The following is a 16,199-nucleotide window of genomic DNA, read 5'->3' on the forward strand; positions in this document are numbered from 1 at the left end:
AAGAAAGCCGAATTGCAGACTTCTGAGTTAAAGGTAACATCGATTATGGAAAAGTATCGTTTGTTATTCGAGCAAAAAGATTTGCTTCTCCGTTTTTTAAATTATGAATCTTTACAGCGGTCGTTCAATTCAATTAATGCGCAGATCGAGTTTAAGAAAGGAGAAGTTAGAAGTAAGCTAACAGAGGAACGTCAAAAAGTTTCGGAGTATATTCATCATCAAGTTGAGAATTTTTTCTATGAAGAATTGATTAATTCCATTTATAAGAAAATTGACCCTCATCCGGATTGTAAAAGAATTACATTTAAATGTGATTTCAATGGCGATAAGCCAAAGTTAAATGTATTTGTTATTGGGGATAATGATGAGATTCCTCATATCCCCAATTTGTACTTTAGTACAGCTCAGCTCAATATTTTGAGCCTAAGTATTTTTTTAGCTAAAGCACTGAATACTAAAGATGAAACAGGACAGCCAGTAGACTCAATTTTTATTGATGATCCCATTCAATCAATGGATAGTATCAATATTCTTTCAACAATTGATTTGTTGAGAAGTATTGTAGTGAATTTAGGAAAGCAAATCATTCTATCTACACATGATGAAAACTTTCATAATTTATTAAAGAAGAAAATGCCGCCTGAACTATTTAATTCAAAGTATATTGAACTAGAGACCTTTGGAAAGGTTAAGGATAACGTTGAAGAGCTTTAAATAGGGTAGGAAGGCATGTGCTTTAATAACGTCTTCTCTATACGGTAAGATATTTATGATGGTTTACGAAGCATATACTGAGATGAAGAAGGTTAAGCAAGAGTGTATATTCTAATTATAATTTTATTGCGATGTCACCAGTGAATATTAGACTTTTTCAAGAATCCATAACCAAAGAACTGAAGTACACAAAAGATCGTGTGAGGAATTTAATTGGTAATGCCAATTGGGGGGAGGACGGTCGGTTTAAAGAGGCGATACTTGCGAAGATAATTGGCCAGTTTTTGCCTTCGAATTTAAGAATTGGTACTGGTTTTATAGTGGGTAACAATGATCATGTTTATGGACGTGAGGGGCTGATATCACATCAGCTTGATTTGATTATTTATGATGGAGGCGCACCTGTTGTTTTCAAGGAAGGAGATTTTGTAATATTAACAGAATCAGCAGTCAGAGGAGTAATTGAGGTAAAGTCAAGTTTAATTGCGTATAGTGAAACAGGAAACCAAGGACTAAATAACGTTATCGAAAAATTGAATCATTTACGGAGATTTAGAACGTTTTCGAATGCTGGGGAAGGACGGAAGAAATTCGTTGGCGTTTTTTCCTTTGATTTCGATGGGGATATTGGCTCAGAACGCATAGACAATGCTTTAAGGGCCTCTAATGGGCTAGTAAATCATATTTCCTTGGGCACTGATAATTTTATTAGATATTGGGAGAATACTATAGGTTTGCAACCACCGATCGAAGACTATCAAGGACGTTGTTACATTAGGTATATACTTCATAATCTCTCATTTTCATATTTTATTTCCAATTTATTGCATATAGTATCTGATACTGACCCTGTAGAAAGATATTGGTTTTCTTTTCCGATTGAAGGAACGAAGGAGATGTATCGACATGAGCGGATTGTGAGGCTTCAGTAAATCTTCCTAAATGGAGGACTTTTGATATAACGTCCAGTAAATCATTTACTTATACTTTCTGTATCGAGCATTTTTGAGGAATTCAAGCATGGGTGTGGATAAATCAAAAATAGCAAATGGACACTACATAAACTGTGTAAATCATAAAAAATCGGGGTTTCGCTCCGATTTTTTAATTTTAAAGTGTAAGCTTCCCCTAATGGCCTAGTTTTAGGAGAAGCTTACACAAACGCCTATCTATAATAGCTTAGTCAAAGTCAGAGAAAAGAGATGATGATAAAGTGGCAGTAAACTTAATAAGGCTTAGAAACTAATATCTATTACTTGTATCACATTAAAGAAAATCAATGCCCCAAACAAATATTGCCCAAAGGAAATATAGTGAAATACGAAAACGAGCCTTTGAGAATTTTATTAATATTCGCTTGTTCCATTTTTTTATACAGAGCCCGTCAATTTCCGAACCCAATGTTGATGAGCTGATTAAGCTTCCTGTTCAGAAAGAATTATACGATTTATACGCACGTTGTCATCAGATGGTTTCCACAGCTGTTGTACCGGGTTACGCACATATTACAATGGGAGTGCTGGATAAGTTGTATAAGAACTGGTATGACAGAAACATTCATCAAATATCTGTCTTAGAAAAGGAATTTCTGGAGTCGCATTTCTTTTCAAAAGAAGAATTCCTTAAATTTTATGGTGCTGATGAAACGGACAGGAATTGCACTTATTGTAAAATCTTTGAATCCGAAATTAAAAATCTAGCAGAAAGTGGCTGGATTAAGACTAAGCGCCATCTTACGAGGGGCAAATTTATGGAATTAGATAGAAAAGATCCCTTTGCTCCTTATACAAAGGACAATGTGGCTCTTTGTTGCTATTGGTGTAATAATGCAAAAACTGATGAATTCTCGATTGATGAATTTGCCGGTATTGGAAATGCCATGACTAGAATTTGGACTGATAGACTCCGAAAAATTGATAAAGAGAAGAAATGATCTAATAACGATGAGTATGATAGATATGTCTTATGAATTAGAAAAGAGTATTTGGACAGAAGATGACTTTGATATTATGGGCTGGCATGACTCGCAGATCTATAAAATGGCCTTAAAGGAAGACCTTGAATTTGATATTGACTATATATTTAAATGGAATCAGCCGGATCTTGAAGGTTTATCTTTTACATTCTGGGTGGCGCCTGCAACATTGGTTTTTAAAAAAGCCAAGATCCTTTCTTTTGACTTTGAAATAGTTATGGAAGATGTTTTTGAGATTGACTATATAGAAAGGCAGGTAGCAGCGCATAAAACTACATGGTTAATTGTTACTCAACGGGGTGAAATTGAATTTACCTGTGAGGGATTTGATCAATACATCCGTCAGAAGCCATTATTTCAATTTGGCCAAACTGTTCCATATAGAGAAAGAAGGGGAAGTTCCCTCGAAAGAGTGCAGCTTCAGAATAATAACTATTTATCAAGTAAAGGGTATCTCGAGGCCCAGGAGAAAACCTTTGAGCATTATGAAAACGTCAAGAAAAGACACTTAAAGAGGCAGGAAATGAAGGAGTTGAATTTACGCAGGGAAAATCATCAGGTAGAAACGAAAGAATATCTTCTTAAGAAAAAGGAAATAAATGAAATGATTGATTTTTATGACTATTGGTTAAAGGGAACAGACTTTGAAAAATGGTAGTTGGTGCCAACCTCTCCGAAATTCAGTTATTGTTTATAGGCCCTTTTGAATAGTTTTGGAAATTCTGCAAGAATTTTTGAAATAATTGGCTTGGCGTCATTCCCAATCCCAGGGATCATTGACAGCCTCTCGCCAGGCGCGTTTCCCCAAAGACAAGTGGTAAAGCTCATTCACACTGAGATCGATTTTGGTTATTTCTTCCAGGCAAACCAGTTTTGAATCTTTAAGATCCGGCTCCTGTTCACTATGAAACTGCCATGCCCCATCGTCATTATGGTAAACATACAAAATGGGCTTGCCCTCTAAAACATGACGGGTAGTAAATACGGCTACGTTCTTCTCTTCATAGAATTTAAAATCGGTGTTTCGATCAAGTAGCGGCTGCTTAAATTTCCAGTCGGAATTGAATCCTGCCTCCCAAGGGAATAATGGTTGTTTGTCCGGCCATACCATTTGCAGTGTAGGGTAATTATCTGTACGATAGAAGATATTACATATTGCCATGTAATCTGAATGATATGATTTGTCTACGTCCAGGAATTGTACAGGGTAGTTTTTTATAAACTCATCATAAAGTACACCCGCATTTAACGTGCTACCACTTGTTATTAATGCACAAGCACTATTTAAAAGATCGCCTAACAGGGCTGTAGATAACCCAAAGGATATAATCTCTGCATGTTTGAATTTTTGGTATAACCCGATAGTATATGCGTAGCTTGGCAAATAATTATCTGGCTCAACCAATACAATGTAGCAGCCATATTGATCAATTTTATTTTGTATTTCTTCACGGGTAATTGGGCCGTGATCAAGTGGATCTTGAGTCAAAGGCTGTGATTTAAACGTTTTTGCTTAAAATTATCTGAGTAGTGCTAAGATATTCGCTCATTCCTAATCTTCCAAATATTCTCATTATTTAGTATATTCAAGTATCTATTTACTAAGTTAACCTATAAGCGATGATAACCCTGGAACAAATCATGTACCCCGGTAAAATACCCTTTCTCTTATGCTTTTTTAAAATTTCAGCCATCACTTTAGTTAAAAGCCGGCTTTAAGGCCGGGTTGTCGTATAGGTGACGCAGGATGTCGTTGTATGTTTTTTAATTTTATCTTGGTAAAAAACAAGTTATGAAAAGATTAATCATCCTTCTAATCAGCTGTCTTTATTTAACCTCATATGCACAGCAAGCCACTACAGTCAAACAACTGAATGGCAAGACTATTTCTATAGCTGCATTAACGAAGAGGTTAGCTTATATTGTTGACAGTGTGAAGATTGCGGGCCTGCAGGTAGCGATCATTAATAACAATCAGACCGTCTGGAAAGGAAACTTTGGTTCCAGAATTATTGAAAAACAATTAAAAATTGAGGATAATACAGCGATGTACGCCGCATCGCTCACCAAAACGGTGAGTGCCTACCTATTTCTCCGTTTGGCAGAAAAAGGAATATTCAGTCTGGACATGCCTGTTCAGTATTATCTAAAGAAACCGATAGGTGAGTACCCCAAATGGAAAGACCTGGGCGATGACACTGCCGCATTTAATAAAATCACGCCCAGGATGCTCTTAAGCCATAGCTCGGGCATGCCGGTATTACGGGGCATATATCAGGGTAAAGTGAACCTGATCGCCAGGCCAGGGGAAAAATTCTACTATTCTAATGAGGGACTAAACTTGCTGGGGTTTATGATGGAAGAATACACGGGCAAGCGGCTGGAACAGCTGGCTAAAGAAGAGGTTTTTATACCCCTGCATATGGATCATACTTCTATGATCTGGGATTCCGCATTTGAAAAGAACTTTTCTCTAGCGTATTATAAAGATGGGAAAGTCTATGGATCTGAAAGAAGGGTTGATGGCCGGGCAGCAGGTTCAATGACCACAACTGCTTCGGATTACGCAAAGTTTGTGATCAATCTGATGTTACAAAAGGGGCTATCACATAAATCGTATACTCAGATGCTTTCACCTCAGATCAGTGTAAAAAGTAAACGCGGATTTGGCCCTTTAAAGGATAGTTTAACGCTTGATAACGATAAAATTCATTTGGCTTGGGGATTAGGTATCGGATTATTTCAAAGCGAAGCTGGCAACGCATTTTTCCATGCTGGTCATGGTGAAGCTAACCAGAATTATTTCGTCGCTTTTCCTGCAAAAGGTATTGCTGTGGTGCTACTAAGCAATAGTGAAAACTTTGAACATGCTTCAGACCTGATCTTAGATGCTTGTATTGGGGATAAATATTCACCATTGCGCTGGTTAGGGAACCTGGATGATTAAAAATCCACTGCTACAAGTATTGGTAAAGTTAGGGGAATAGATACTGGGAAATTATGTGCAGGTTGGTAAAGCCATTCAATATGCGTTTGCCCATTGGGCACAGCATTAACGACGTTGATCTGTTAGTAGGTAACTTTGAGATCATTACTCTTCTGTACTAGTCCAACACCTATTTCATGACTATTTACAATGATGAATAATTTTATGCAGAATGTATGACTTTGATTGAGACATGTTTTAAAATATAAAACTATATGATTGAGATTCGTGTTAATGGATATAGAATGTTTTAAAATATTCATTTACCATTAAAAATTACTGGAATGCGTACCTTATTAAAAGTCATCTTTCAGGTAGAAGCAGCAAATAAGGCTGTAGCAGATGGTTCTCTTCAAAAAATTATTATGTCAACAATAGAGAAAATAAAGCCGGAAGCAACTTATTTTCTTGCCTCCGAAGGTTGTAGGTCAGGCATTTTCGTATTTGATCTTAAAGATGCTTCAGATTTGCCTGGCATCGTTGAACCATTTTTTAGAGCATTGAATGCCAAAATCGAATGCTGCCCTGTAATGAATGCAGAGGACTTACAAAAGGGTCTTAGTGCAATATCCAAATAAAAAAGTGTCCATCATTTCCTTGTTATAATAAGGTATGAGGCTGTTTGGAGTATTGGTTGCTATTTACCGGATTGAGGTATGATGCAGTTGGAGAATAACCCTGTTTTCCTTTAGCAATTCCTTTACTATCGATAAGTGAAACTACCAATAGTAAAGGAATTGTCTGTGGTTGAAGTAGCTGATTGTAGGCTTTTACTTCCAGCTTAAGTTCAGGAAGCTGATGTTGTCTTTTTTTGAAGAGCTTACTGCTATGCCTTGCAGCTGGTTATCTGTTATGGTAAAACCTTCCAGTTCATCCTGTTTATCCAGGTCAATTACCTTTATGATTTTTTCTTCACCATTTTCAATAGACTGATTGAGATCCAGATAGGTTAATCTCCATTTTCTTCCTTCCACTTGATTCTGGATCAGGATTAAAATGCCTTTGGTATTTACCCAAAGCAGATTTTGTACCCAGGGACCACATTTGAATTTTTTAAACAGCACACCTTTATCACTTGTTTTAGATGCGGTTTGAAGTACGGCCGGATCATAAAGGCGAACTTCATTCGCTTTGTTGCCATAATCAGCAGTGGCTACGTACCATTTTCCCTTATACTGTACATATTCAGGCCGTACACCTTGTATGCAGGCGTCGTCGTGGATAGTATTGATTAAGTTTCCATCCAGCGTATGTGTTTTTAGGAAACCTTCCCAGTTGATGGAATAGATCAATGCTTTCCAGGCAGTACCAGCTTCATTCAGCCGCACAGAGTTACCAATGAAAGTAGGCAATCCTTTATGATAAGCAATTCCTGTAGGATGCTTAATGATATTGATGCCATTTTCAGTGAACTGGTATTCTTTGTGTTGGTCGATGAGTGTATTGGTTCCGAGTTTATATTCACGCATCACGCCAACCTCACGGTCGCCATACAGAAAATATTTACCCTGTTGATTTGATATTCCCTGGCAGGCGCCTAAGGAATCCAAGGTAAAACTATTACTGAGCTTTGCGTCAGGTGAATGATGTTGCCAAAAAAACAGGGCAGATGAAATGAGTATTAAGCTGATAATTTTCATGGGTCAAGAGGTTCGTCGTAATCAATTTGCAGAGACAGGGTATTGGGATAAAACTCCATTTCTGTGTCAGATAATCTTTTACCGTTTTTATATGGATAATATCCGAGTTCTTTTTTTGATCGCTCGGGAACTGCATCACTGATATAAAAGCTTTGTGATTTAAGTGTAGAAGTAATGGCAGGTTTATCCATGGGGATACCGTACCTGAAAATCAGCCGGGCACAATTACGTATATTGGTAGTGGTATGTCTGGCATGAGGCTCCATAATGATGGCCTCTTCAGGGATTTGAAGTGTATTGATTAAGAATTTTTTCATCTCATATGCCTCGCTGTATTTCGTTTTATAAGGATGTACTCTGCCTCCTGATACAACAATAAAAGGAGCTGCCCCTTTTGTGTATTGCAACGCTGCTAATCTGCATCTCAACATGCCTCCGGCGCTCAATGCTGTTTCTTTATCTTCCGGTCCTTCACCAGGAATGAGAATAACTGAATAAGGATAATTATTCCAGTTAATCTGGTTGATCCGGTCTATCGCAGCTTTATTGACTGTAGTAGCCATTGGTTCATAATCTCCCGCATCTTTTCTGTCGTTAAGTTCTAAAGCTTCCATTGCGAATGCCATAGAAGGTTCGAAGAATAAGGTATGCTGAGAGGTTGTTGCCAGTTTCAAATTAGTGGCAACTAGTTCAGTATAGCCTCTGTCTTTTACGTTAAAGCTGATAGAATCGATTTTTGGATAATTGGGTTGATCTCCATTCATATATACCCCTATTGTATAATTGATGGCTTTAGCATCTTGTTCCCAGGCTTTGATCAGCATTTCTTTCGGGCTTAGGTGTGCATAGAGGCCATAGCAACCCGATGGGATCAGATGATTTTTAACGAGTTTATCCAATTCGTTGCCGGCAATAAATAATTTAGTCAATCGGTTAGATACTGCCTGTATTTCTTCATCATTGAATTTTAAAGCGGAGGAATAGCAAGGAACCTCAAAACCACAATTCTTTAAAGCTTCGGTTGCTAATTGCATTTTATGTGCAAAAAACTCCTTTAATACAGGGTCATTTTGCAGCATTTTCCTTAATTCAGGTAGTTGTTGAAATAAGGTTAGTAAATAATAATTTTTGTATTGCACAAAGCCGGGCGACGTACTGATTAATTGATACTGGCGGTTTGGACTGGCTTCCTGGGCCATGGATGGTAGTGAAATCCCCCAGGCAATTACTAATATAAAAAGATGTTTCATATGCATCCAACAAAACTAAATATAATGGTTTTATGATATTATGATAAGGTATTAATATTCATTTAAAATTAATATAAGGAATACATAGTGTTCAAAGTACACTATTACCTTTGCTGTCGAATGGATGTATCTGTATGCATTTTTAATGCCTTGCTAAATCGATTTACTAGACTAATAAAAATCACAATCAAACAAGAGATGGCTTCAACTTTATTAACCGCAAATATGAAAAATATTTGTTGGAAATTGCTTTTACCGGTCGGGCTAGCGGCAGCGTGCAATTTGCCGGTAATAGCAGCAAACAGGAATCATGAGTATGGCTACCAGAATTTACAGAAAGCCGGTATTACTATTACAGGTACAGTTACAGATGAGCAACAACAACCTTTGCTGGGCGTAAATGTTTACGATAAACAAACGAAAAAAGGGACAATAACAAATGAAAATGGGCAGTACACCATTACTGTAGAAGAAGGAACAACGCTTGTTTTTTCTTATTTGGGTTACGATGTAAAAGAGATGGCTGTTCATGAAAAAACAGTGATTAACGTTGCCCTGAAAACTAACAACAGTACCTTAAATGAAGTGGTAGCAATTGGTTACCAAAAAATCAGAAAATCTGATGTAACAGGTGCCATTAGCAGTGTAAAAAATTCAGAATTAAACTTAACCGCACCAACTGTTAGCCAGGCGTTGGTTGGTAAAGTAGCTGGTGTACAGGTTTCACAAACCAGTGGAGCTCCTTACGCAGGAACGAAAATTCGTGTTCGTGGTATTGGTTCGCTCACGGCAGGTTCAGATCCTTTGTATGTTATTGATGGTTATCCTGCAGGAAACAACGTATTTCTGAATCCTGAGGATATTGAAACAATCGACATTCTAAAAGATGCGGCTTCAGCTGCAATTTATGGCTCCAGAGCTTCTGGTGGCGTGGTGATGATCACCACCAAAAAGGGCAAGGATGGCAAAGGTAAGTTTGAATATGACTTGCAAAGTGGTATCAGCCAGCTGGAGAAAAAGATTAAGCTGCTGAATGCAAACCAGTTTATTGATCTGGTCATCGACGGACGTAATAACGCTTATAAAGATCTGGTAGTAAATGCAGGTAAACCGTGGACAGATGCGATGTTCTCTGATAACAATGCAACCAGAATCGCTAACGTAGGTAACGGATCATCAGTAAGTATCCCTGAAGATATTTATGATTTTGCTAACCAGAAGAGAATTGATGCGAAGTATAATACCGACTGGCAGGATGTATTGTACAGAAATGCCCCTTTCCAACGTCATAATCTTTCCTTTTCAGGAAGCGCTAAAGACATTAGATATTTTGTAAGTGGAGGATATCAAGACCAGAGTGGTATTGTAACCAATACAGGTATGAAAACGCTTAATTTCAGATCCAATATTGATGCAGATATTAGTAAAAGACTGAAAGCCGGCGTTAACGTGTCCTATACGCAAGCTACCAGCAAAGAGGTAGGAGAAGGACGTTTCAGCCCAATGATGGCGGCATTGCTTTATATCCCGTATTTACCAGCTACCGATGAAACAGGTGCGCCAATAAAATATGGTATGAACGCGCTGGCTAACCAATTTGGTTACCAGGGAATTGAAAACCCATTGGCTTCAGTTAAAGAAACAAAGAGCAATAGATTAGGTTACAGAGGTACTATCAGTGCCAACGCTACTTATGAAATTCTTGATGGACTTTCCTTTAAAGCGAACCTGGGTACGCAATTCTATAACGAAAAGTATGATTATTACTTACCAACTAGTTTGAGTAACGGTGGTGGAAACCCGCCATATTCGCCTTCTTCTATTGCAGCAGCGAATGCCGTAGCACAAACCTTAACCCAGGTGGATAAACTGGCCGAATTCACTTTGAACTACAATAAGAAGATTGGCAAGCATAGTTTTAATGTGCTGGGTGGTTACGCTGCACAGGAAACTACCAGCGACAAAATAAGGCTTACGGCAAAAGGTTTCACAAGTGACCTCATTGGTGAAATTACAGATAAAGGTGCCGATCCAAGTTTGTTTACTTTAGATAATTCACAAACAGGAAAGTCATCTAGTACCTTATTGTCTTATTTCGGACGTTTAAGCTATAACTATAGCGGAAAATATTTCCTCACAGGATCGATGCGTACAGATGGATCATCCAGATTTGGTCCTTTGAACAAATGGGGTGCTTTCTCTTCAATAGCTGCAAGTTGGAATTTGTCGAGAGAAGATTGGTACAATGATTTCCTCGGAGCGCAATCCAGTGTGAAACTGAGAGCCAGCTGGGGTTTAAGTGGTAATAATAATATCGGTAACCACAACGCTATCCAAACAGTAAATTCACCTACCGGAGTTGTATTTGGTGCAAATACAATTGCCTCTGCAGTGATTATTGGTGGTGTAAAAGACCAAAAGCTGGGATGGGAAACTACTTCACAGTATAACGTAGGTGCTGATATTAGTGTATTAAATAACAGGCTGTCGTTTGTTGTTAACTATTACCTGAGCAGTTCCTACGATCTGTTATATAGCCAGCCTATCTCAGCGGTTTCCGGTAGCTCAAGCATCCTGACAAACCTAAAAGACAGTAAAGTACAGAATAAAGGATTTGACTTCCAGGTAGATGGTCAGATCGTTAGAAACCGTGATTTCACTTTAGGCCTCGGTGGTAATATCTCCCTGAACAAGAACAAAGTATTGAATTTAGGTGCTGCAAGTACTATTATCACTTCAGGAGCTGAACGTTCATACAAAACACACATCACCGAAGCAGGACAACCAATAGGAATGTTCTATGGTTTCAATGTACTGGGAAGAATAACAGCTGACAATGTGGGTAAAGTTGCTCCTTCCTCTGCATCTTCTAACCCGGCAAAAATAGGTGATTTGTATTTTGAAGATGTGAATGGTGATGGTGTGATCAATGACTTGGATAAAAAAGTTATTGGTAGCCCTTATGCTAAATTCACTTACGGATTTGCTTTAAATGCTACTTACAAATCATTTGATTTCCGTGCTTCCTTCAACGGTTCTTATGGAAATAAGATATTGGACGGACAGGATTATTACCTGTACAATTTTGAAGGTTCCGGTAACCAGTACGTTCAGGTGGCAGACAGGTATGTATCGCCATCACAGCCAGGAAGCGGCTTAAACTACCGTGCATCCCGTGCAGGAACACAAAGTAACAGCACCCGTTTATCTTCTTTCTACTTACAGGATGGTTCTTACCTGAGAATGACCAATGCTATCTTAGGTTATAACATTCCGAGATCAGTGAACAAGCATATAGAAAATATCAGGATTTTCGCAAGTGTGGATAACGCATTTACCATTACAAAATATAAAGGATACAACCCTGACGTAGATTATAATATTGGTACAAACTTGGCGCCAGGTGTAGATTATGGAAATTATCCATTAGCTAGAGCATATAACTTAGGCGTGAAATTAACATTCTAAAATAATGGGTATTAAAAATATAGCAATGAATAAATATACAGTCATATTTTTCCTGGCACTAATATCACTGGCGTCTTGTTCAAAGGATTTCTTGGAACGGAACAATCCGAATGGAACAGCGGTAGGGAATTTCTTTAAATCGGAGAACAGTGTGCTGTTGGCCGTTAACGGTGCATATAGCTCTTTAAGAGGTAGTAATAATATCGGAGAAAATAGCGGTTTATATACTGACGAGCGTTCTGATGATACCGGAACCAACGACTCTCAATCAAACGCAGGTGAGCCTTTTCAGTTCGGTAATTTCAGCATACTGCCCAGCAACACCTATTTAAAATCTCATTGGGTAAGTTTATATCAAACGATTACACAGTGTAACAGTATCACTTCGAACATTGATAAAGTAACTTTTGCCAACAACGATACAAAATTACAATACCTGGCAGAAGCTAAATTTATCCGGGCGTTAATCTATTTTCATTTGGTTAGAAAATGGGGAGATGTGCCTTTGGTGACCAAAACATTAACCAGTACAGGTGATATTACTGCAAATACTTACCGTCAGCCACAGGACGTAGTGTATGCCCAGATTGTAGCTGATTTGAAAGATGCCTTAAATAGTAAACTGCCAAATTTACAATCTGGTGCAGGTGTAGGACGGGCTTCTAAAGCGGCGATCAATGGATTGCTGGGCCAGGTGTATTTAACAATGGCCACAACGTTTGACAAGGATAAGACAGAGAACCTGGCGAATGCTAACACTTACCTGACTGCCGCATACAATATGCGTTCGTTCGTTAATTTAAAAGACATTCCGTATGCAGATGTATTTGATGTGTCAAAAAAGACGTCTAATGCGGAGGTGATCTTCCAGATTGTATATAAGCAAGGCGATATCACTTATGGTTCAAGTATAGCAGCCAACAACCAGGCGCTGGGAGAAACAATCAATTCACAGAAAAAAGGATTAGGTGTTGGCGGAAATGTTACGCCAGATCTGATCAAGGATTATGAGGTGAATGACCCAAGAAAAACCTTCTCTGTAAAATATGCTGCAAATGAGCAGGTACAGGATTGGTTTGTGACTAAATACCGTGATGCTAGTGATGCAGCAGGTGTAAATGGCTATGGTGGAAATGATACTCCGCTGATGCGTTATGCAGATATTATTCTAATGCTTGCTGAAGTGAATATGCTGCAAGGAAATGATGCGGTAGCCATTCAATATCTGGATATGGTGCGTGAAAGAGCTGGGATGCCATTGTATGAAGTTGCACGTACAGATGCAGATTATAGTGCAAAATATCCTACTTTGAAACTGGCTATTTTACATGAGCGCAGAGTAGAGTTGGCTTTTGAACACCACAGATGGTTTGATCTGCTGAGGTTCTTTACCACACCGGAACTGGTTACTTTCTTTAAAGCGAAATCCCAGGCAGACTTTGGAAATGCAAAGCTGGTTAATTTTAATACTAAAGACAGGTATTTTCCGATCCCATTTGATGAATATAAATTGGATCCAACAAAAATGTATCAGAATCCAGGTTATTAATATCTGAAAGCTATAATAGAAAAGAGGGTGTATCGTACGATACACCCTCTTTTCTATTTTTGGGTACATGATGGAGACAGTGGTTGTTTACTGATTGCTAATAGCCACAGGGAAAAGCCAGGATAAGATATCTTGGCCTTTTTTATATAAATTTATCAGTAGAAATAAAACAGCATGGAAATATTCGGTACCCATCAACATCGGATCATTCACGGAGATGCGTTACAGGCTCTACAAACGCTAGTACCGGATCATTCGGTGGATCTGGTTTTTGCTGATCCTCCCTACAATATAGGGAAGTGCTTTAGCGGCCATATCGAAAAGTGGAATACTGAGGAAGCCTATTTGCACTGGTGTTACCAGTGGCTGGATCTTTGCTTACAGAAATTAAAACCTCATGGAAGCCTGTATGTGATGACGGCTACTCAATTCATGCCTTATTTTGATATTTATTTGCGTCATAAAATAAATATCCTTTCGCGGATTGTATGGAACTACGACAGCTCTGGGGTACAGGCAAAAAAATATTTTGGCTCCATGTATGAACCAATTCTATATGCTGTAAAAGACAAACAGCATTATACCTTCAATGCTGCCGATATCCTCATTGAAGCCAAAACTGGCGCCCGGAGAAAATTGATCGATTACCGCAAAGCAATCCCCGCTATTTACAATACCCAAAAAGTACCGGGTAATGTATGGGATTTTTCCAGGGTACGTTATCGTATGAACGAATACGAAAATCACCCAACTCAAAAGCCAGTGGCGCTCCTGGAAAGGATCATCAGGGCCAGTTCCCACAAAGGAGATACCATCCTGGACCCATTTTCTGGCACATTTACCACCTGCGCAGTAGCCAGGCAGTTGGGACGGAATAGCATCGGTATTGAGTTACAGGAAGAATATGTAAAAATTGGCCTGAGACGGTTGCAGCTGGCAGAAGAATATAAAGGAGAAAAGTTGCAACGGCAGCGTCGTTCGTTTGAAACAGACAGTATCGCATAATGCGCTGCATCTTAAATTCCACTACCTTCGTGATTACCGGTTATACCACTACTTTTTAAATACCTGATATATGGAAATACAGGATCAAAATATTATTACTACGTTGGAGACGCTTTGGCAGGAAGCAGAGGTCTTGTTTACAAACGATGATCTCGCGGGATACACCGATAAACTGGCCGCTGCCTGGGAAATGCTGCCGGTGCCCCGCCAGGCATACGACGATAGTTACGAGATTGCCCTTGCCCTCGCAGAAACCTATTCAGCATTAAATGAATACCCCGCTATGTTGCATTGGGCAGAAATTTTGCAGGACTGTGATCCGGAACGCATGGATGATGGCGAAAGGGAATTTGTGCTGGGAAAAGCTTTTTTCGAGAATGGAGATATGGATAAGGCGGAGAAGCTCCTGGTGCAGGCGATGTATAAATCCGAAGGGCAGGTATTTGAAGGAGAAGACCCTAAATACCTGGAGGTATTTCAAGGCCTTGCTGCAATGGTAGAAGAAGAGCTGTCTGTTGACATTTATGAGCAGGTGGAAATATTATCGGAAGAGGGAAATGCCTTGGCAGACGAAGATGACTTTGACGGCGCTATTGCTAAATTTACAACGGCCCTAACACTATTGCCCGAGCCCCGGAGCGCATGGGAAGCCAGTACCTGGCTATATGCCAGCATAGGGGACATGTACTTTTTTAAGGAAGATTATACGATGGCGGCAGATCATTTTTTTAATGCCTTGAATGGGCCGGATGCGCAAAGCATTGGGTTTGTACACTTGCGCTTAGGAGAAAGCCTTTATGAACTGCAGCAATCAGATAAAGCATTGGAACATCTGTTGCGGGCGTATATGCTGGAGGGTACAGAAATATTTGAGGAAGAAGATAGCAGGTATTTCGACTTCCTGAAAGAACGGGTGCAACTGTAAGTTTGCCATTTAAGAATGGATACTGCCCCGCTCTGCAAATTCACTGATCAACCTAAGATGATCTCCCAAACAATACACACCGTCTATTAAAGGGGCATGCGCCAGTTGGAAATTGCGTATCAGCAATTGGCTGGCAGCTTCTTTATCCGCAGGGTTAAATATACTACCAGATTCATCAAACAGAAACCAGTCGCCTTGTACATGATCACAGGTAGTACAGTGATTTAACCAACAATTTTTTTCGGTGGTATGTGACCAGGCTAATTTGAAATGTGGATAATAAGATGCCAGAAATTCCTGTAGGTTGGATGAAACCGCAATCACCTGTTGGAATAAAGTAAAAAAATCCTGTTCCAGCCATACAGCTTCATCCCTTTCATTGATATCTTTTTCAAAAAAATAATTACCGGCTAATGCAATCACCTGGCTATTGTGTTGGCAATTCCAGCAGGGCCGGTGAGCCTGAACAATAGTAATTTCACTGGGCAGTATAATGGCTGGTTGGCACACAGGTATCCATTGTTCTATTTCCATTAGACGATCGTATTGGTCTTCCGGTAAATACCAAGTTTGAGTGGCGCTATCCCATTGTGCGCCTTTGGCCGCCGCCAGTGCCTTATCCTCAGAGGGAACATTCAGTAGTAATGACATAAAAACAGGGTATAACTAAAGACTCTCTTCCCTGAA

At 39.1% G+C, this 16,199-nt stretch carries 13 protein-coding genes and 1 pseudogene; 10 read left to right on the plus strand and 4 right to left on the minus strand.

Annotation, left to right across the window (positions count from 1 at the left end; all coding sequences use genetic code 11):
* From ACDQ55_RS06440 to ACDQ55_RS06455, 4 genes and pseudogenes are all read left to right on the plus strand, one after another.
* Nucleotides 1-714 (plus strand): annotated as a pseudogene (locus tag ACDQ55_RS06440) (hypothetical protein); the annotation flags it as partial.
* 131 nt (nucleotides 715-845) lie between these two features.
* Nucleotides 846-1,646, plus strand: coding sequence for a DUF6602 domain-containing protein (locus ACDQ55_RS06445; RefSeq protein WP_420980438.1), 801 nt, complete (start codon nucleotides 846-848; stop codon nucleotides 1,644-1,646).
* Nucleotides 1,647-1,993: 347 nt separating this feature from the next.
* Nucleotides 1,994-2,647, plus strand: a complete 654-nt coding sequence (locus tag ACDQ55_RS06450; RefSeq protein ID WP_420980439.1) for a hypothetical protein — start codon at nucleotides 1,994-1,996, stop codon at nucleotides 2,645-2,647.
* Between the two features lie 16 nt (nucleotides 2,648-2,663).
* Nucleotides 2,664-3,347 (plus strand): hypothetical protein, encoded by a 684-nt coding sequence (locus ACDQ55_RS06455; RefSeq protein ID WP_420980441.1) that lies wholly within the window; start codon nucleotides 2,664-2,666, stop codon nucleotides 3,345-3,347.
* A gap of 96 nt (nucleotides 3,348-3,443) precedes the next feature.
* On the opposite strand, the gene ACDQ55_RS06460 is transcribed toward ACDQ55_RS06455, so the two are convergent.
* Entirely contained in the window at nucleotides 3,444-4,178 is a 735-nt protein-coding gene (locus tag ACDQ55_RS06460) for a DUF4262 domain-containing protein (RefSeq protein WP_420980443.1), read from the minus strand.
* Nucleotides 4,179-4,481: 303 nt separating this feature from the next.
* Between ACDQ55_RS06460 and ACDQ55_RS06465 the strand changes: the two genes are divergently transcribed.
* Nucleotides 4,482-5,636 (plus strand): serine hydrolase domain-containing protein, encoded by a 1,155-nt coding sequence (locus ACDQ55_RS06465; protein WP_420980444.1) that lies wholly within the window; start codon nucleotides 4,482-4,484, stop codon nucleotides 5,634-5,636.
* Nucleotides 5,637-5,959: 323 nt separating this feature from the next.
* Nucleotides 5,960-6,253 (plus strand): hypothetical protein, encoded by a 294-nt coding sequence (locus ACDQ55_RS06470; protein ID WP_420980446.1) that lies wholly within the window; start codon nucleotides 5,960-5,962, stop codon nucleotides 6,251-6,253.
* Nucleotides 6,254-6,445: 192 nt separating this feature from the next.
* On the opposite strand, the gene ACDQ55_RS06475 is transcribed toward ACDQ55_RS06470, so the two are convergent.
* Both ACDQ55_RS06475 and ACDQ55_RS06480 read right to left on the minus strand, forming a co-directional pair.
* Nucleotides 6,446-7,315 carry a hypothetical protein gene (locus tag ACDQ55_RS06475; protein WP_420980447.1) on the minus strand — a complete coding sequence of 290 codons (870 nt, stop codon included), beginning with the start codon at nucleotides 7,313-7,315 and terminating at the stop codon, nucleotides 6,446-6,448.
* Complete coding sequence (locus ACDQ55_RS06480; protein ID WP_420980449.1) at nucleotides 7,312-8,565, minus strand: YdcF family protein; 1,254 nt, start codon at nucleotides 8,563-8,565, stop codon at nucleotides 7,312-7,314. The genes ACDQ55_RS06475 and ACDQ55_RS06480 overlap by 4 nt, the downstream gene beginning before the upstream one ends.
* 225 nt (nucleotides 8,566-8,790) lie before the next feature.
* On the opposite strand from ACDQ55_RS06480, the gene ACDQ55_RS06485 reads away from it, so the two are divergent.
* From ACDQ55_RS06485 to ACDQ55_RS06500, 4 genes are all read left to right on the plus strand, one after another.
* On the plus strand, nucleotides 8,791-12,033 hold the full coding sequence (locus tag ACDQ55_RS06485) for a SusC/RagA family TonB-linked outer membrane protein (protein WP_420980450.1): 3,243 nt from the start codon (nucleotides 8,791-8,793) through the stop codon (nucleotides 12,031-12,033).
* A 25-nt stretch (nucleotides 12,034-12,058) separates the two neighbouring features.
* Nucleotides 12,059-13,582 (plus strand): RagB/SusD family nutrient uptake outer membrane protein, encoded by a 1,524-nt coding sequence (locus tag ACDQ55_RS06490; protein ID WP_420980451.1) that lies wholly within the window; start codon nucleotides 12,059-12,061, stop codon nucleotides 13,580-13,582.
* Nucleotides 13,583-13,756: 174 nt separating this feature from the next.
* The gene (gene yhdJ, locus ACDQ55_RS06495) at nucleotides 13,757-14,587 is read left to right on the plus strand and encodes an adenine-specific DNA-methyltransferase (protein WP_420980452.1); all 831 of its coding nucleotides are present in this window, start codon (nucleotides 13,757-13,759) and stop codon (nucleotides 14,585-14,587) included.
* A 70-nt stretch (nucleotides 14,588-14,657) separates the two neighbouring features.
* Nucleotides 14,658-15,512: a tetratricopeptide repeat protein gene (locus ACDQ55_RS06500; protein ID WP_420980453.1), complete on the plus strand. Its 855-nt coding sequence runs from the start codon at nucleotides 14,658-14,660 to the stop codon at nucleotides 15,510-15,512.
* 9 nt (nucleotides 15,513-15,521) lie between these two features.
* Here the strand turns inward: ACDQ55_RS06500 and ACDQ55_RS06505 are convergent, their stop codons facing one another.
* Nucleotides 15,522-16,163, minus strand: a complete 642-nt coding sequence (locus ACDQ55_RS06505; RefSeq protein ID WP_420980454.1) for a DUF5710 domain-containing protein — start codon at nucleotides 16,161-16,163, stop codon at nucleotides 15,522-15,524.
* Nucleotides 16,164-16,199 lie beyond the last annotated feature (36 nt).

Origin of the sequence: Chitinophaga sp. 30R24, assembly GCF_049056765.1 — a bacterium.
GTDB lineage: Bacteria > Bacteroidota > Bacteroidia > Chitinophagales > Chitinophagaceae > Chitinophaga.

Coding starts and splice junctions, on each gene's coding strand:
- ACDQ55_RS06445 (WP_420980438.1), top strand. CDS start 846: ATGTCACCAGTGAATATTAGACTTTTTCAAGAATCCATAACCAAAGAA.
- ACDQ55_RS06450 (WP_420980439.1), top strand. CDS start 1,994: ATGCCCCAAACAAATATTGCCCAAAGGAAATATAGTGAAATACGAAAA.
- ACDQ55_RS06455 (WP_420980441.1), top strand. CDS start 2,664: ATGATAGATATGTCTTATGAATTAGAAAAGAGTATTTGGACAGAAGAT.
- ACDQ55_RS06465 (WP_420980444.1), top strand. CDS start 4,482: ATGAAAAGATTAATCATCCTTCTAATCAGCTGTCTTTATTTAACCTCA.
- ACDQ55_RS06470 (WP_420980446.1), top strand. CDS start 5,960: ATGCGTACCTTATTAAAAGTCATCTTTCAGGTAGAAGCAGCAAATAAG.
- ACDQ55_RS06475 (WP_420980447.1), bottom strand. CDS start 7,315: ATGAAAATTATCAGCTTAATACTCATTTCATCTGCCCTGTTTTTTTGG.
- ACDQ55_RS06480 (WP_420980449.1), bottom strand. CDS start 8,565: ATGAAACATCTTTTTATATTAGTAATTGCCTGGGGGATTTCACTACCA.
- ACDQ55_RS06485 (WP_420980450.1), top strand. CDS start 8,791: ATGAAAAATATTTGTTGGAAATTGCTTTTACCGGTCGGGCTAGCGGCA.
- ACDQ55_RS06490 (WP_420980451.1), top strand. CDS start 12,059: ATGAATAAATATACAGTCATATTTTTCCTGGCACTAATATCACTGGCG.
- yhdJ (WP_420980452.1), top strand. CDS start 13,757: ATGGAAATATTCGGTACCCATCAACATCGGATCATTCACGGAGATGCG.
- ACDQ55_RS06500 (WP_420980453.1), top strand. CDS start 14,658: ATGGAAATACAGGATCAAAATATTATTACTACGTTGGAGACGCTTTGG.
- ACDQ55_RS06505 (WP_420980454.1), bottom strand. CDS start 16,163: ATGTCATTACTACTGAATGTTCCCTCTGAGGATAAGGCACTGGCGGCG.